The organism is Streptomyces sp. NPDC051041 (assembly GCF_044456065.1).
GTDB lineage: Bacteria > Actinomycetota > Actinomycetes > Streptomycetales > Streptomycetaceae > Streptomyces > Streptomyces glaucus.
Map to the genome: position 1 here is coordinate 404342 of NZ_JBITFM010000001.1, position 15129 is coordinate 419470.

Here is a 15129-nt window from a genome sequence, read left to right on the forward strand (position 1 = left end):
CACGTACGGCGGATGCGCGTACGTGCGGCGGGGCCGGCGCCCTCGGGGAGCGTGCGGGAGGAGCCCGGCGCGGGCGGTCCCGGTCAGGCCTTGACGTCGGCCTTGGTCGCGACGTTCCGGCTGGTCACCCGGTGCTTCTCGTGGGACTTGTCCAGGACCAGCACCAGGCCGGCGATGACCGCGAACAGCACGATCGGGGCCACGACGAACTGACCCAGCGTCTCGATGACGCTCAGGCCCGTGCCGGGGTCGTCGCCGTCGTCGCGGGTGAGCGCGAGCGCGGGGGACGACATGAGCAGCATCATCAGCGTCGTACCGGCGGCCAGGGCGCCGGCGCGCAGGGCGTTCTTCTTGTCCACGGTGTCAAACGTAGCGAACGCCGATTCCGGGTGCGCGTCCGGGGTGCCGTACGGGTCCGCTACGGCGCCGGGCCGTCCCCGGCGGGATCGCCGCCGGGGCGGCCGGCGGCCGCCCGCACCGCCTCCATCAGCGCCCGCAGCCTCGGCGAGTCCGCCAGCTCCTCCAGTGTCATCGGCCGTCCCCCGGCGTCGGCGACCGGCAGCCGCCAGTTCGGGTACTGGTCCCAGGTCCCCGGCAGGTTCTGCGGGCGGCGGTCGCCCACGCCGTCGGGGAGCCAGACGCCGACCATGCGGGCCGGGGTGCGCAGCAGGAAGCGGTGGACGGCCTGGATCCCGGCCTCCTCGGAGGAGGTGCCGGCGCCGCCCGGGCCGTGCAGCAGGCCGAGCCGGGCGAGGAGTTCCAGCCACTCCGCCGTGTCCGCCGCCGCCTCGGCCCGCTCCTCCCGGAGCGGGCGGGTGAGCAGGCCGAGGCCGTGCCGGAGCTCGACGTGCTCGCCGGTGAGGCGGGCCGCGGTGGGCGGCAGGTCGTGGGTGGTGGCGGTGGCCAGGCAGTCGGCGCGCCAGCGGTCGGGGGGCAGGGGACGGCCGTCGCCCTCCCAGTCCCGTTCGAACCACAGCACCGAGGTGCCGAGCACCCCGCGTTCGCGCAGCCGCTCGCGCACGCCGGGCTCGACGGTGCCCAGGTCCTCGCCGATCACCACGGCGCCGGCCCGGGAGGCCTCCAGCACCAGCACGGCGAGCATGGCCTCGGCGTCGTAGCGGACGTAGGTGCCCTCGGTCGGGGGGTGGCCCTGCGGGACCCACCACAGCCGGAACAGGCCCATCACGTGGTCGATGCGCAGCGCGCCGGCGTAGCGGAACAGGGCGCGCAGCAGGCTGCGGAACGGGGCGTAGCCGGACGCGGCGAGCCGGTCCGGGCGCCACGGCGGCAGGCCCCAGTCCTGGCCGCGGGCGTTGAAGGCGTCCGGGGGCGCGCCCACCGACATCCCGGCCGCGAAGAACTCCTGCTGGGCCCAGGCGTCGGCGCCGCCGGGGTGCACCCCGACCGCCAGGTCGTGCACCACCCCGACCGGCATCCCGGCCTCGCGCGCGGCGCGCTGGGCGGCGGTGAGCTGGGCGTCGGTCAGCCAGGCGAGCCGGCGGTGGAAGTCCACCCGGTGCGCCAGCTCGGACCGGGCGCGGGCCACCTCCTCCGAGCGCGGATCGCGCAGGCCCCCGGGCCACCGGTGCCAGTCCGGGCCGTGCGCCTCGGCGAGCGCGCACCAGGTGGCGTGGTCCTCCAGGGCCTGGCCCTGCTCGGCGAGGAAGTCGCGGTAGGCGGCGCGCCGGCCGGGCCCGAGCGGCACCTCGGCGACCGTCTCCAGCGCCTGGCGCTTCAGCTCCCACACCGCGTCCCGGTCGATCAGCTCCCCCTTCTCCAGCACCGCCGCGCGCAGCCGCCCGGCCCGCTCCAGCAGGGAGCGGACGCGGTCGGGGTCCGTGACGTACGCGAACTCGGGGACGTCCTCGATCCGCAGGTGCACCGGGTCGGGGAAGCGGCGGGAGGAGGGCCGGTACGGGGAGGGGTCGGTGGGCGTGCCGGGCACGGCCGCGTGCAACGGGTTGACCTGTACGAACCCGGCGCCGAGGGCCCGCCCGGCCCACGCGGTCAGCTCACCGAGGTCACCGAGGTCGCCCATGCCCCAGGAGCGCCGTGACAGCAGGGAGTAGAGCTGGACGAGCAGGCCGTACGAGCGGCCCCGCAGGGCGGGCAGCCGGGGCGGGGCGGCGATCAGGTGGGCGGCGGCCGTGCGTCCGTCGGGGGCGGTGGCGGTCAGGCGGTGCACGCCGGGCGGGAGTCCGCGGGCGTCGGCGCGGACCTCGCCCTGCTCGGTCTCGACGCGCAGCCGGGTGCCCGCGGGCAGCGCGGCCAGCGCCCCGGGCGTGCCGCCGCCCCAGCACACCACCGTCGGCGGCAGCAGCCGCTCGCGCAGTTCCCGCTCCCGGGCGGCGAGCGCGGCGCGCACGGCGCCGGGGCCGCCCGCGTCGACGCCGAGGGCGGCGAGGGCGCGGACGACGGCGGTGGCCGAGGCCGCGACCGTACGGTCCGGGGACGGCTGGTAGGAGGTGGCCACGCCGTGCAGTTCGGCGAGCCGGGACAGGTCCTCGGCGGGGGGCTCGGCCGGTCCGGTCATCTACGGCCTCGTGAAGTCCGCGGCGGCCGCGGCGGGCTCGCTGGTCAGCGGCACGGCGTCGGCGAGCGGCGGCTCGCTGGTCAGGGGCTCGGCGTCGGGCAGGGGCGGCTCGCTGGTCAGCGGGGCCTCGGCGCCGAGGACGCACGGCCGGGGGCGGCCGGGGGCGGCGGACGGCTCCGCCCCGGGTTCGGGCGGGGCGGGGAGCGGGAAATGCGCGGGTGCAGCCACGGGGGCCTCCTCGTCGGGCACGGCGGCGGGGTCCCCCCGCCCGGCCGGCGCCGGGAGCGGAGGGAGGGTTACCGCAGCCCTACCCAGCGGGCGCGGCGGCAGACGCGCGAAAAAAGAATCAGGCACCCCTTCGTCACATTCCGCCCGCCCGGACGCTCCCCGGATTCCGGCAATTCCGCCACTTGGGCCACGGCCGTTGACATGTTCCTCGCACCAGTGGTGGGCTCGATGCCGCTGTGAGAGCCGGACACGGACATCGACCGACGGGGAGGGGGCCTGTGCAGCCACGGCGTGGGAGGAGGGCGGCCGCCCTCGCGTTCGCCGTCGTCGCCGGCACCCTGGGCGCCGCCCCCGCCTCCGTCGCGGCCCCGCCGCCCCCCGGTACGGCCCCGGCCCCCTCCGGTGCGGCCGCGGCGGCCCCCGAGGCGGCCGGCGCGGGGACCTCCGTCTGGCCCCGCCCGCAGTCCCTGCGCCCGAACGGCGCCCCGGTCCCGGTCACCGGCGAGGTCGCGCTGCTCGCGGACCCGGCCGCCGACCCGTACGCCCTGGACGCCCTGCGGGCGCTGCTGCGGCGGGCGGGGGCGCACCGGATCACCCCGCTCGCCGCCGGCGGTCCGCCGCCCGCGGGCGCGCTGGTGGTGCGCGCCCGGACCGAACCGCCCCGGCGGGACACCCGCCGCGGCCTGCCGTCCGGCGGCTACCGGCTGACCGTCGCCCCCGGCGCCGTGACCCTCGTCGGCAGCGGCCCGGACGGCCTGTTCCACGCCGTGCAGACGCTGCGCCGGCTCGTCCGCCCCGACGGCAGGATCACCGCCGTCGACGTCCGCGACTGGCCCGGCACCGCCGTGCGCGGCATCACCGAGGGCTTCTACGGCACCCCGTGGACCCACCGGCAGCGGCTCGCCCAGCTGGACTTCATGGGCCGCACCAAGCAGAACCGCTACCTGTACGCCCCCGGCGACGACCTCCACCGGCAGGCCCGCTGGCGCGAGCCGTACCCCGCCGGGCAGCGCGCGCGGTTCCGGGAGCTGGCCGAGCGGGCCCGCCGCAACCATGTGACGCTCGGCTGGGCGGTGGCCCCGGGCCAGGCGATGTGCTTCGCCTCGGACGCCGACGTACGGGCGCTGACGCGCAAGCTCGACGCGATGTGGGCGCTGGGCTTCCGCGCCTTCCAGCTGCAGTTCCAGGACGTCAGCTACAGCGAGTGGCACTGCGCCGCGGACGCGGACCGCTTCGGCTCCGGGCCCGCGGCGGCGGCGCGGGCGCAGGCGCGCGTGGCGAACGCGGTCGCCCGGCACCTGGCGGAACGCCGTCCCGGCGCGGCGGCCCTGTCGCTGATGCCGACCGAGTTCTACGAGGACGGGCCGACCGCGTACCGGCGGGCGCTGGCGCACGCCCTGGACGAGGACGTCGAGGTGGCCTGGACCGGGGTGGGCGTCGTGCCGCGGACCATCACCGGGAGCGAACTGGCCGGGCTGCGGTCGGTGTTCGCCGGCCACCCGCTGGTCACCATGGACAACTACCCCGTCAACGACTACGCGCCCGGCCGGGTCTTCCTCGGCCCCTACCAGGGCCGCGAACCGGCCGTCGCCACCGGCTCGGCCGCCGTGCTGGCCAACGCGATGGTGCAGGCCGAGGCCTCCCGCATCCCCCTGTTCACCGCCGCCGACTACGCCTGGAACCCGCGCGCCTACCGCCCCGAGGAGTCCTGGCGCGCCGCGATCGACGACCTGGCGGGCGGCGACGCGCACCGCGAGGAGGCGCTGACCGCGCTGGCGGGCAACGACGCCTCGTCGGTCCTCGACCCCGAGGAGTCGGCGTATCTGCGCCCGCTGCTGGAGGCGTTCTGGCGCGGCCGGGCGGGGGCGGCGCGGGGGACGGCCGAGGGGAGCGGGGCGCGGCGGCTGCGGGAGGCGTTCGCCGTCCTGCGCGCGGTGCCGGACCGGCTCGCGGGCAGCGGGCTCGGCGCCGAGGTCGCCCCCTGGTCCGAGCAGCTGGCCCGCTACGGCGAGGCGGGCACCGCCGCGCTCGACATGCTGCGCGCGCAGGACGCCGGGGACGCGGCGGCGGCCTGGACGGCGTACCGCACGCTCGGCCGGCTGCGCGCCCGGCTCGCGGACGCGCCGGTGACCGTCGGCAAGGGCGTGCTGGACCCCTTCCTGCGGCGGGCGCAGCGGGCGTACCAGGCGTGGGCGGGAGCCGACCGCGCGCCGGCCGTGACCGCCGGCGGCGCGGACGGCGGCCGCGCGGTCCGCTTCCCGCACGCCCGCCCCCTGGCCGCCGTGACGGTCCTGGCCGACCCCGGCACCGAGGGCGAGGTGGAGGCCCGTGTCCCCGGCGAGGGCTGGGTCCGCGTCGGCGCCCTCTCCGCGGCGGACGGCGCCACCGAGCTCACGCCCCGCCGCCCCGCCGACGGCCCCGCCGCCGGTCTGCGGGCCGACGCCCTCCGGGTCACCGGCCCGGACCCCGCCGGCGTGCGGCACCTCGTCCCGTGGTTCGGCGACTCCCCGGACGCCTCCCTGGAGCCGGCCCGCGAGCGGCTGGACGCCGAGATCGGGAGCACGCTGCGGACGACGGCCCGGCTGCGGTCGCTGCGGCCCGCCGACGTCCGCGGCAGGCTCACCGTCCAGGCGCCCGAGGGCGTCCGGGTGCGCGTCCCGGCGGCCCCGCTGACGCTCCCGCGCGGCACGGCGGTGGAGGTCCCCGTCGAGGTGACCGTCGCGCCGGGCACGCCGGTACGGCCGTACGACGTCCGGCTCTCGTTCGGGGGGAGCACCCGCACGCTGACGGTCCGGGCCTTCCCCCGCACCGCCGGGCCCGACCTGGCCCGCACCGGCACCGCGCGTTCCTCGGCCGACGAGACCCCCGGCTTCCCGGCCGCGGCGGCCAACGACGGCGACCCCGGCACCCGCTGGTCCTCCCCCGTCGACGACGGCGCCTGGTGGCAGGTGGAGCTGGCCCGCCCGGCCCGCCTCGGCCGCGTCGTGCTGCGCTGGCAGGACGCGCACCCGTCCGCGTACCGCGTCCAGGTCTCCGCCGACGGCCGCCGCTGGCGCACGGCGGCCGCGGTGCGGGACGGCCGCGGCGGCCGGGAGGAGCTGCGCATGGACGAGCGGGACGTGCGGTTCCTGCGGATGCAGGGCGAGAGGCGGGCCACGCCGTACGGCTACTCGCTGTGGTCGGTGGAGGCGTACGCCGTCGCGGAGTGAGCGCGGCCGCCGCCCGCTCCCGCGGGTTTCTCCGGCCGACTATTCACTCAGTACATGTACTCAGTGCATAATGATCGCCATGAGCACCCGCCACATCCTGCTGGGGCTGCTCGCCTCCGGGCCGAGCCACGGCTACGACCTGAAGCGGCGCCACGACGAGCGTTTCCCGCAGGCGCGCCCCCTGGCCTACGGGCAGGTCTACACGACCCTGCAGCGCCTGGTCCGCGACGGCCTCGCCGAGATCGAGGGCACCGACTCGGACGGCGGCCCGGAGCGGACGACGTACCGCACCACGGACGAGGGGACGCGCGAGCTGGCCCGGTGGGCCGGCGAGATCGCCCCGCCGGCGCCGTTCGTGACGAACGAGATCTTCGCCAAGGTCGTCGTCTCCATCCTGGCCGGCGGCGACCCGGCCGCCTACCTGCGGGCCCAGCGCGCCGCCCACATGGCGCGGATGCGGGAGCTCACGGCCGTGAAGTCGGCCCGGGGCGCGGACCTGGCGACCGTGCTCTCGGCGGACTACGCCCTCAACCACCTCGACGCCGACCTCCGCTGGATGACCACGACGGCGGCCCGGCTGACCACCCTGACCGCGGAGGTCGACGCGACATGAGCACACCGGAGAGACCGGACGGGGCGGCGCCGCTGCTGGCGGCCCGCGACCTCGCCAAGGCGTACGGCGGGACCCGGGCCCTGCGCGGCGCCTCGGTCGAGCTGCGCGCCGGCGAGATCCTCGCCGTCACCGGCGCCAGCGGCAGCGGGAAGTCGACGCTGCTGCACTGCCTGGCCGGGATCGTCCGCCCGGACTCCGGGTCGGTGACGTACCGCGGGGAGCGGCTGGACCGGCTGCCGGAGAGGCGGCTGAGCGAGCTGCGCCGCACCGACTTCGGCGTGGTGTTCCAGTTCGGGCAACTGATCCCCGAGCTGACGGCCCTCGACAACGTCGCCCTGCCGCTGATGCTGGCCGGCACCGCCCGGGCCACGGCCCGGGCGCGGGCCGGTGAGTGGCTGGAGCGGTTCGGGGTGCGCGGGCAGGGGGAGCTGCGGCCGGGCGAGATGAGCGGCGGCCAGGCACAGCGCGCCGCGCTGGCCCGGGCCCTGGTCACCGGCGCCCGGGTGGTCTTCGCCGACGAGCCGACCGGCGCGCTGGACTCCCTGGCGGGCGAGCAGGTGATGGCGGCCCTGGCGCACACGGCCCGCGAGTCGTCCACGGCGGTGCTGCTCGTCACGCACGACGCCCGGGTGGCGGCCTACGCCGACCGCGAGGTGCAGCTGCGGGACGGCTCCGTGGCGCCGCTGGAGGTGCCCGCGTGAGACCCGGCACCCCCACGGCCCCGGCGGCACGCCCCGGCGGCGGCCGCGCGAACCCGTGCGCGCCCACCGCCCCGCGTCCCGCCCCGGAGGTCACCGCATGATGTCCGACCTGCGCCTCGCCTGGGCGCTCACCCGCGGTTCCGACCGCCGGGAGTGGTGGCGGATCCTCCTCACGGCGGCCGGCGCGGCGCTCGCCACCGGGTGCGCGCTCGCGGCCGCCGTCCTCGCCTCCCTCCGGGGCGTCTACCGCGTCTCCGTCGGCCACGGCCTGCTGGACCAGCCCGGTACCCGCGCCGGGGTGATCACCGGCCTGCTGCTCCTGCTGGTTCCGGTGCTGGGCTTCCTCGGCCAGTGCGCCCGGATCGGCGCCGTGCACCGCGACCGGCGGCTGGCCGGGCTGCGGCTGGCCGGGGCGACGCCCCGGCAGGTGCGGCGGATCGCCGCGCTGGAGACCGGTCTGGCCTGCCTGCTCGGCTCGGCGGTCACGGCCGCCGTCTGCGTGCCGCTCCTGCTGCGCCTGTGGGACCGGCCGGCCGCGTCCGCGTGGGCGGGGATCGCGCTGGTGGCCGTCGGCGTGCCGGTGCTGGGCGCGGCGGCGGGCGCGCTGGCGCTGCGCCGGGTGGTGGCCTCGCCGCTCGGCCGGGTGCGCCGGACGCGTCCGCGCCCGGGGCGGGGGCCCGCGCCGGCGTTCCTGGCGGGGGCGCTGCTGGTGGGCGTGGCGGCGCTGCTCACGGTGGCCGCCACGTCCGCGGGCCCGGCCGGCCGGCCCGGCGGGAGGCCGGCGCTGGCGCTGCTGGGGGTGCTCCTCGCGGGCGGCGCGGGCGCGGTCTGGCTCTCGGGGGCCGCGGCGCGGCTCACCGGTCGGCTGCTCGCGGCCCGGGCCCGGTCGGCGGCGACGCTGATCGCGGCGGAACGACTGCGCGACGATCCCTGGGCGGCGGCCCGCACGCACGCGGCGGTGCTGCTGGTGACGCTGGCCGGCACCGCGTTCGTGGGCGTCCGGCACGCGTTCCTGGAGGCGCTGCGCTCGAACCGGCACCTGGCCGGGGACCCCTCGTACTACACCACCGGTTTCGACCTGACGGCCGCGGCCGTCACGGCCGGCCTGCTGATCGCCCTGTCCGGTCTCGCCGTCGGCACCGCCGAGTCCCTGGCCGCCCGCCGCCGGGTCCTGGCCGCGCAGGCCGCCGCCGGGGTGCCGCGCGCGGTGCTCGGCCGGGCGCTGCTGCTGGAGACCGCGCTCCCGCTGGCCCCGGCGGTGCTGCTCGCGGGCGTCGCGGGCGCGGCGGTCGGCACGGGGTACGCCGTCCTCACCGGCGACGGCGGCCGGCCGGTGCCGTGGACGTCGCTGTTCGTGCCCCTCGCCGTCTACGCCGCCTGCCTGGCGGCAGCGGCCACCGCGCTGCCCCTGCTGCGCCGCTCGCTGCGCCCGGCGGAGCTGCGCCACGCATGACCGCCGGCCCCGGGGCACGGGGGTCCCCGGGGCCGGAGGCGGCCGTGCGCGGCAAGACGAAGGCCCGGATCGTCGTCAGGCGGAAACGCCGTCGATCCGGGCCAGGACGTCGTCCGCGCCGTACGGCTGCAAGTACGGCAGCCAGCGCGGGTCCCTGTGCCCGGTCCCGATGATGCGCCAGGCCAGGCCGGTGGGAGGGGCGGGTTTGTGCCGCAGCCGCCAGCCCAGTTCGAACAGGTGGCGGTCGGCCTTGACGTGGTTGCAGCGGCGGCAGGAGGCCACCACGTTGTCCCAGACGTGCTTGCCCCCGCGGCTGCGCGGGATGACGTGGTCGACGCTGGTTGCGACGCCACCGCAGTACATGCACCGGCCCCCGTCGCGGGCGAACAGCGCCCGGCGGGTCAGGGGGACGGGTCCCCGATAGGGAACCCGGACGAATCGCTTGAGCCGGACCACGCTGGGTGCGGGGACTGTGACGGTCGCGCTGTGCAGGTAGGCGCCGGACTCCTCGAGGCACACGGCCTTGTTTTCCAGGACGAGGACGAGCGCGCGGCGGAGCGGTACGACGCCGAGGGGCTCGTACGACGCGTTGAGGACCAGGACATGCGGCACGGATGCCTCCTTGTACGCCGGCGGCGCGTGGCTCGCGCCGGGACGATGCGTAGTCAGTCTCCCCTCATGCCAGGCGGAAACGCCACCACGTCCGGGGAACGGGCCGGGAGTGTTTTCGACCACACCCGATGCATCCCCGGAATCCGGGCGGGTTCATCCCACCAGTTCGTTTCGAGGATGCGCGCGGTCCCTCCTTCGAACTTCGCGCGAATCCACACACACTGCCCCGTTAGTGTGGTGGAGCCGCCCGTCCGGTGACCTTTCCGTGATCTTTCCGTTAGCGACCCCTGTTCCGGAGGGCGGCCCGCTGCACCTGGAGGTACCTGCCGTGTCCTTGCCCGCCGTCCTGCTGGCCGCCACGTCCCCGCCCTCGCCGTCCCCGTCGGAGACGGTCCCGGCCGTGCCGACGCTCCAGGACGCCCAGGAGAGCGCGACGAACGCCGCCAGCTGGGTCGAGGAGAACTGGTCCACGTGGCTCGCGATCGGGCTCAGGGTCCTGCTGATCCTGGTGATCGCGACGGTGCTGAGGGTGGCCGTGCGGCGGGCCATCACCAAGCTGATAGACCGTATGAACCGCACCGTGCAGGCGGTCGACGGGACGGCGCTGGGCGGCCTGCTGGTCAACGCCGAGCGCCGCCGCCAGCGCTCGCAGGCCATCGGCTCGGTGCTGCGCTCGGTCGCGTCCTTCCTGATCATGGGGACGGCCGCGCTGATGGTGCTGGCCACGTTCCAGATCAACCTGGCGCCGCTGCTGGCGTCCGCCGGCGTCGCCGGCGTCGCCATCGGTTTCGGCGCCCGCAACCTGGTCACGGACTTCCTCTCCGGCGTCTTCATGATCCTGGAGGACCAGTACGGCGTCGGCGACACCATCGACGCGGGCGTGGCCTCCGGCGAGGTCATCGAGGTCGGCCTGCGCGTGACCAAGCTGCGCGGCGAGAACGGCGAGATCTGGTACGTCCGCAACGGCGAGGTCAAGCGGATCGGCAACCTCTCGCAGGGCTGGTCGACGGCCGGGGTGGACGTGACGGTCCGCGCCGACGAGGACCTCGACAGGGTGCGGGCCACCCTCGACGCGGTCGCCGAGCGGATGAGCGGGCAGGAGCCCTGGAACGAGCTCCTGTGGGGCCCGATCGAGGTGCTGGGCCTGGAGAGCGTGCTCCTGGACTCGATGGTGGTCCGCGTCTCCGCCAAGACCATGCCGGGCAAGTCCCTGCCGGTGGAACGCGAGCTGCGCTGGCGCATCAAGCGCGCCTTCGACGCCGCCGACATCCCGATCGTGGGCGGCGCCACGGCCACGGTCCCGGAGGAGCCCCCCGCCGACCCGACGGCGGGCATGGCGCCCCCGTCGGCGTACGCCAACACCTCGTCCCCGCAGGCCCAGGCGGCCACGCCGCTGACGCCGCCGAGCGTGTCGAAGTAGGACCGCGGCCCCGCCCGCCGGAGGCGCCTCCGGGGGGGGGGCGGCCACGGCCCGGTCGCGGACCGCCGCGGGCGTCCGCTCCCGCCCGCCGGAGGCGCCCGCGGGCGCACGCCCCGGCGCCCACCCGCCCGTTCCCCCGCCCGCTCCCCGGGAACCGAACCGGTTCCACCGGCGTGTCCATGGGCGGGGGGTGGTGCGAGACGCCGCGATGCGACCAGGATCCGGCCGAGGCCGGTGCGGATGTCGGTCCCGCCAGCGATACTTGCGGCGACGGACGACCACGGGGGAGGTCAGCAGTGACTCGGCAGCCGAGGGGCAACGCGGCGCCGCACCCCGGCCCGTCCACGCCGCCGGCCGTACCGTCCCGGTCCGCCGGCGCCGCGCCCGGCGCCGGAGCGGGCGCCCTCGTTCCCGGCCCGCCCCGCCGCACCGCCTTCGCCGAGGGCGCGGACCGTCTGCGCGCGGCCGCCACCACCGAACCCGGCCGCCTCCGCCTCATCGGCGCCCTCCTCGCCCTCCTCGTCGTCTCGTTCGGCGCCGTCGCCGCCTGGCAGACCACCACCCGCGCCGCCGCGGCCGGCGACGTCCTCGACGGCAGCCAGCCCCTCAGTTCCGACGCGGCCGACGTCTACCGCTCGCTCGCCGACGCCAACACCGCCGCCTCCAGCGGCTTCCTCGTCGGCGGCCAGGGGGCCAGGGCCTTCGACGACCGGTACGAGGAGGACCTGCGCACGGCCGCCGCCAAACTCGTCAAGGCCGCCGCCGGCTCCGATCCCGGCTCCCCCTCCGCCGAGACGATCACCAGGCTCAACCGCCTGCTGCTGGAGTACAAGGGCCTGGTGGAGCGCGCCCGCACCTACAACCGCCAGGGCTTCCCCGTCGGCGGCGCCTACCTCCGCTACGCCGACGAGACCATGCGCAAGAGCATGCTCCCGGCGGCGGAGGACCTCTACCGGAGGGAGAACCAGCGCCTGCGCGCCGACTACGCCGACGCCACCGCCCCTCCGCGGGCCGCCCTCGCCCTCGGCGTCCTCGCCCTGGCGGCCCTGGCCTGGGCCCAGCACCGCACCTACCGGCGCACCAACCGCGTCCTGAACCCCGGCCTGGCCGCGGCGACGGCGGCGACGGCGGCGGCCCTGCTGTGGCTCGCCGCCGGCCACGGCGTCGCCCGCGCCGGCCTCGACGACTCGTACGACCACGCCGTCCGCTCCCTGGACGTCCTGCACGACGCCCGCGTCGCCTCCCTCAGGGCCCGCGGCAACGAGAACCTGACCCTCGTGGCCCGCGGCGCGGAGACGGTGAAGGTGGGCGGCGAGACCGTCGACGCGTACGACCACGAGTTCCGCAAGGACATGGACGCCCTCGGCAGGGGTCTGGCCCGGGCCCGGGAACTGGCCGACGACCAGGCCGGCGAACAGCCGGTCGCACGGGCCCTCGGCGATGTGACGGAGTGGCGAGAACGTCATGCGTCGGCCCGCGCGGAGGACGAGAACGGCAACTACCAGCAGGCCCTGGGCAGGGTGATCGGCGCCGAGGGGACCACGGGCGAGTGCTTCGACAGGGTCGACGGCCGTCTCGCCCGGGCCCTGGACCACGAGGAGAACGAGTTCGAGCAGGCGGCCGGCGACGGCCGGGACGCGATGGCGGGACTGCCGGCCGGCGTCGCCGTCCTCACCGTCCTGGGCGCGGCCGGCGCGGTGCTGGGCATCGGACGCAGGCTGTCGGAGTACCGGTGAGACCGGCGTACCGGAGGCGGGGATGCCGGTGGGAGGGGGCGTGACGATGCGTGCGCGGCGTCTGCGGGCCGGCCTCAGGGGCTGGGGCGGTGTGGGTGCGATGGCGGTCCTCTGCGCCCTGGCGGCGCTCCTGGCGCTGCTGCTGCCGGCGGCCCGCTCGCACCACGACGGCAGCCCGGGCGGCCGGGGCGCCGCCCGGGGCGGCCAGGCACGGGCCGGGGAGGAGTGCGCGGACCCGGAGAAGCAGACCCTGTCCCCGTCCGGCGCCGACGGCCCCGCGATCGAGGCGATCAGGAACCGCGAGGGCGGGAAGCGCAAACTGGTCGTCGGCGTCGACCAGAACAGCTACCGCTGGGGCTACCGCGACCCCAACGGCGGCACCAGCGGGAAGCTGGAGGGCTTCGACATCGACCTGGTGCACCGGATCGCCGAGGACATCCTCGGCGACCCGGACGCGGTGCAGTTCAAGGCGATCCCCACCGACCAGCGCATCCCGGCGATCCGGCAGGGCCGGGTCGACATGGTCGTGCGCACGATGACGATCAGCTGCGACCGCCTGCGGGACGTCGCCTTCTCCGCACCGTACTTCCGGACGGGCCAGCAGGTCCTCGCCCCCAAGTCCTCGCCCGTCACGGGCTACGACGGCACCCTCGCCGGCAAGAGGGTCTGCACGGCGGAGGGTTCCACGGCGAACGCCGTGCTGACCGCCGCCAGGAAGGCGAACGAGCTGCCCGCCTCCACCGACATCTCCACCACCGTCCCCAACCAGCTCGACTGCCTGGTGCGGCTGCAGCTCGGCCGGGTCGACGCGGTGGTCACCGACGGCGCGCTCGCGGCGAGCCAGGCCGCGCAGGACCCGACGGTCGAACTCAAGGGAGAGCCCTTCACCACCGATTTCTACGGTGTGGCGATGCGGAAGGACGCCGACGACCTGGTCCGCCGGGTCAACCGGATCCTGGTGGACTACCACGAGGACACCGCGAACGGCTGGCAGAGGTCGTACGGCAGGTGGCTGTCGGCGACACTGGGCAGGGACCCGGCGGCCTCGAAACCGCCGACGCCCCGTTACCTGCGCCAGAACTGACCATCCGTCAAGGACGCCGCCGGGAAACACGACCGGGACCCGGCCGGGACCCGGCACCCGGCGGACCACCCGACGACCCCCGGAGAGGACCAGCCGACAGCCCCCTGGAGAAGACCACCGGGCACCCCTTCGGAAGACCACCGAACCGAATCCGCACCCGCACCCACCCCCTACACAACACGCAGCGAGAGGTGATCGATGGGCGTCACGGGGCCCGCCGGGCCGGTGATGGACCGGGACGAGGTGGACCGTGCGCTGGCGCGGCTCGGCGCGGAGCACGAGGCGATCGAGACCTCGCTCCTCGCGCTGCAGGACCACGCGGGCCGCAGGCTCCTGGAGGGCGCCGGGCTCACGGGCGTCACCGAGGAACGCTGGGCGGCCGCGGAGGCGTCCATCACGCTGCTGTGGACGTACTTCGACGCCTACACGCAGACCCTGCGCACCGCCCGCCGGATCCGCGCCCGCCGCCGCTGGTCCAGCCACGAGGACCTGGTGGAGCTGACGGAGCTGCTGCGCGGCGAGTCCGTCACGGTGGCCGGCTCCGCGCACGCGGGCGCGCCCGCCCTGAGCGCCGTCCCGGGCAGACCGAGCGAGCGTTTCTCGCTCACCGCCCTCGTCGACCGGATGAACGAGCTGTACGCGTCGTCGCTCGACGTGGTCGTCGCCGCCGACGCGGTCTGGTCGGCGCTGCCCGCCCGCATCGATCTGCTCGCCGCCGAGCTCCAGCGCACCCGCCGGCTCGCGCACTCCGTCGGCGTGCGCCCCGGCGAGCACCCGGCGGGCGACGACCTGGAGCGGATCACCCGCACGCTGACCCGGCTGCGCGAGCAGGTGGTGTCCGACCCGCTGGCGTTCTGGATCCCGGCCGAGGGCAGCGCGGCCCCGGGCGGCGGCAGGCCGGACACCACGGTGTACGACCGTGAGGCGCGCGCCCTGGAGGACGTGCGCCGGGAGATCGACGCCGTCCTCGCCGTCCGCAAGGACGCCGAGCAGCGGATCGTCCGGCTGCGGGACGTCCTCAACCGCGCGGACCGCACCCTGGCCGAGGCGCGGACCGCGCGCGGCGAGGTGCTGGCGAAGATCGCCGCGACGGAGGTGCCGGTGGTCAGCGGGCCGCCGACCGCGCTGCAGGAGCAGCTGGCGACGGCCGCCGAGTACCGCCGGCAGGCCCAGTGGCACCGCCTGTCGCCGCTCCTGGAGTCCCTGGAGCAGAAGGCGGAGGACGAGCTGATGCGCGCCCGCGAGTCGCTGACCGCGGTCACCGCGCCCCTGGCGATCCGCGCCGAACTGCGCGGCCGGCTCGACGCGTACCGGGCGAAGGTGGCCCGGCACGGCCTGGCGGAGGATCCCGAACTGGTCGAGAGGTACGAGAAGGCGCGGCGGATGCTGTGGAGCGCGCCCTGCGACCTGCGCGTCGCCGAACAGGCCGTGCTGCGCTACCAGCGGGCGGCGGCCGAGCTGCTGGGCCCCGCTCCGGGGGCGCCGGGACCGGGCGGCGGCCCCGGGGACCGCAGGGAGGCCGGCGCGTGAGCGACGAGGG

The 15129-nt window shown here is 76.9% G+C and carries 12 protein-coding genes; 8 read left to right on the top strand and 4 right to left on the bottom strand.

Annotation, left to right across the window (positions count from 1 at the left end; genetic code table 11):
- Positions 1 to 83: 83 nt before the first annotated feature.
- The 3 genes from ACIBAI_RS01780 to ACIBAI_RS01790 are packed head-to-tail and all read right to left on the bottom strand — an operon-like array spanning position 84 to position 2761.
- Positions 84 to 359, bottom strand: a complete 276-nt coding sequence (locus ACIBAI_RS01780; protein ID WP_399030428.1) for a hypothetical protein — start codon at positions 357 to 359, stop codon at positions 84 to 86.
- 59 nt (positions 360 to 418) lie between these two features.
- Positions 419 to 2533: a 4-alpha-glucanotransferase gene (gene malQ / locus ACIBAI_RS01785; protein WP_399030429.1), complete on the bottom strand. Its 2115-nt coding sequence runs from the start codon at positions 2531 to 2533 to the stop codon at positions 419 to 421.
- Positions 2534 to 2761, bottom strand: a complete 228-nt coding sequence (locus tag ACIBAI_RS01790; RefSeq protein WP_399030430.1) for a hypothetical protein — start codon at positions 2759 to 2761, stop codon at positions 2534 to 2536.
- 278 nt (positions 2762 to 3039) lie between these two features.
- Between ACIBAI_RS01790 and ACIBAI_RS01795 the strand changes: the two genes are divergently transcribed.
- The 4 genes from ACIBAI_RS01795 (at position 3040) to ACIBAI_RS01810 (ending at position 8737) form a co-directional block, all read left to right on the top strand.
- Entirely contained in the window at positions 3040 to 5970 is a 2931-nt protein-coding gene (locus tag ACIBAI_RS01795) for a beta-N-acetylglucosaminidase domain-containing protein (RefSeq protein WP_399030431.1), read from the top strand.
- A 79-nt stretch (positions 5971 to 6049) separates the two neighbouring features.
- A complete protein-coding gene (locus ACIBAI_RS01800; RefSeq protein WP_399030432.1) occupies positions 6050 to 6583 on the top strand; it encodes a PadR family transcriptional regulator in 534 nt (177 codons plus the stop codon).
- The gene (locus tag ACIBAI_RS01805; RefSeq protein ID WP_399030433.1) at positions 6580 to 7284 is read left to right on the top strand and encodes an ABC transporter ATP-binding protein; all 705 of its coding nucleotides are present in this window, start codon (positions 6580 to 6582) and stop codon (positions 7282 to 7284) included. The genes ACIBAI_RS01800 and ACIBAI_RS01805 overlap by 4 nt, the downstream gene beginning before the upstream one ends.
- Before the next feature lie 97 nt (positions 7285 to 7381).
- Positions 7382 to 8737: an ABC transporter permease gene (locus ACIBAI_RS01810; RefSeq protein WP_399030434.1), complete on the top strand. Its 1356-nt coding sequence runs from the start codon at positions 7382 to 7384 to the stop codon at positions 8735 to 8737.
- A gap of 75 nt (positions 8738 to 8812) precedes the next feature.
- Here the strand turns inward: ACIBAI_RS01810 and ACIBAI_RS01815 are convergent, their stop codons facing one another.
- Positions 8813 to 9349, bottom strand: a complete 537-nt coding sequence (locus tag ACIBAI_RS01815; RefSeq protein WP_399030435.1) for an HNH endonuclease — start codon at positions 9347 to 9349, stop codon at positions 8813 to 8815.
- 328 nt (positions 9350 to 9677) lie between these two features.
- Here ACIBAI_RS01815 and ACIBAI_RS01820 point away from each other — a divergent pair, with 328 nt between their 5' ends.
- The 4 genes from ACIBAI_RS01820 (at position 9678) to ACIBAI_RS01835 (ending at position 15119) form a co-directional block, all read left to right on the top strand.
- Positions 9678 to 10769: a mechanosensitive ion channel family protein gene (locus ACIBAI_RS01820; RefSeq protein WP_399030436.1), complete on the top strand. Its 1092-nt coding sequence runs from the start codon at positions 9678 to 9680 to the stop codon at positions 10767 to 10769.
- Positions 10770 to 11065: 296 nt separating this feature from the next.
- The gene (locus tag ACIBAI_RS01825) at positions 11066 to 12505 is read left to right on the top strand and encodes a hypothetical protein (RefSeq protein WP_399030437.1); all 1440 of its coding nucleotides are present in this window, start codon (positions 11066 to 11068) and stop codon (positions 12503 to 12505) included.
- 46 nt (positions 12506 to 12551) lie between these two features.
- Positions 12552 to 13589 (top strand): glutamate ABC transporter substrate-binding protein, encoded by a 1038-nt coding sequence (locus ACIBAI_RS01830; RefSeq protein WP_399030719.1) that lies wholly within the window; start codon positions 12552 to 12554, stop codon positions 13587 to 13589.
- A gap of 198 nt (positions 13590 to 13787) precedes the next feature.
- A complete protein-coding gene (locus ACIBAI_RS01835) occupies positions 13788 to 15119 on the top strand; it encodes a hypothetical protein (RefSeq protein WP_399030438.1) in 1332 nt (443 codons plus the stop codon).
- The last annotated feature ends 10 nt before the right edge of the window (positions 15120 to 15129 follow it).

Excerpts from the sequence above, each read along its gene's own strand:
- ACIBAI_RS01835 (WP_399030438.1), top strand. The coding sequence starts at position 13,788 with ATGGGCGTCACGGGGCCCGCCGGGCCGGTGATGGACCGGGACGAGGTG.
- malQ (WP_399030429.1), bottom strand. The coding sequence starts at position 2,533 with ATGACCGGACCGGCCGAGCCCCCCGCCGAGGACCTGTCCCGGCTCGCC.
- ACIBAI_RS01810 (WP_399030434.1), top strand. The coding sequence starts at position 7,382 with ATGATGTCCGACCTGCGCCTCGCCTGGGCGCTCACCCGCGGTTCCGAC.
- ACIBAI_RS01805 (WP_399030433.1), top strand. The coding sequence starts at position 6,580 with ATGAGCACACCGGAGAGACCGGACGGGGCGGCGCCGCTGCTGGCGGCC.
- ACIBAI_RS01800 (WP_399030432.1), top strand. The coding sequence starts at position 6,050 with ATGAGCACCCGCCACATCCTGCTGGGGCTGCTCGCCTCCGGGCCGAGC.
- ACIBAI_RS01830 (WP_399030719.1), top strand. The coding sequence starts at position 12,552 with ATGCGTGCGCGGCGTCTGCGGGCCGGCCTCAGGGGCTGGGGCGGTGTG.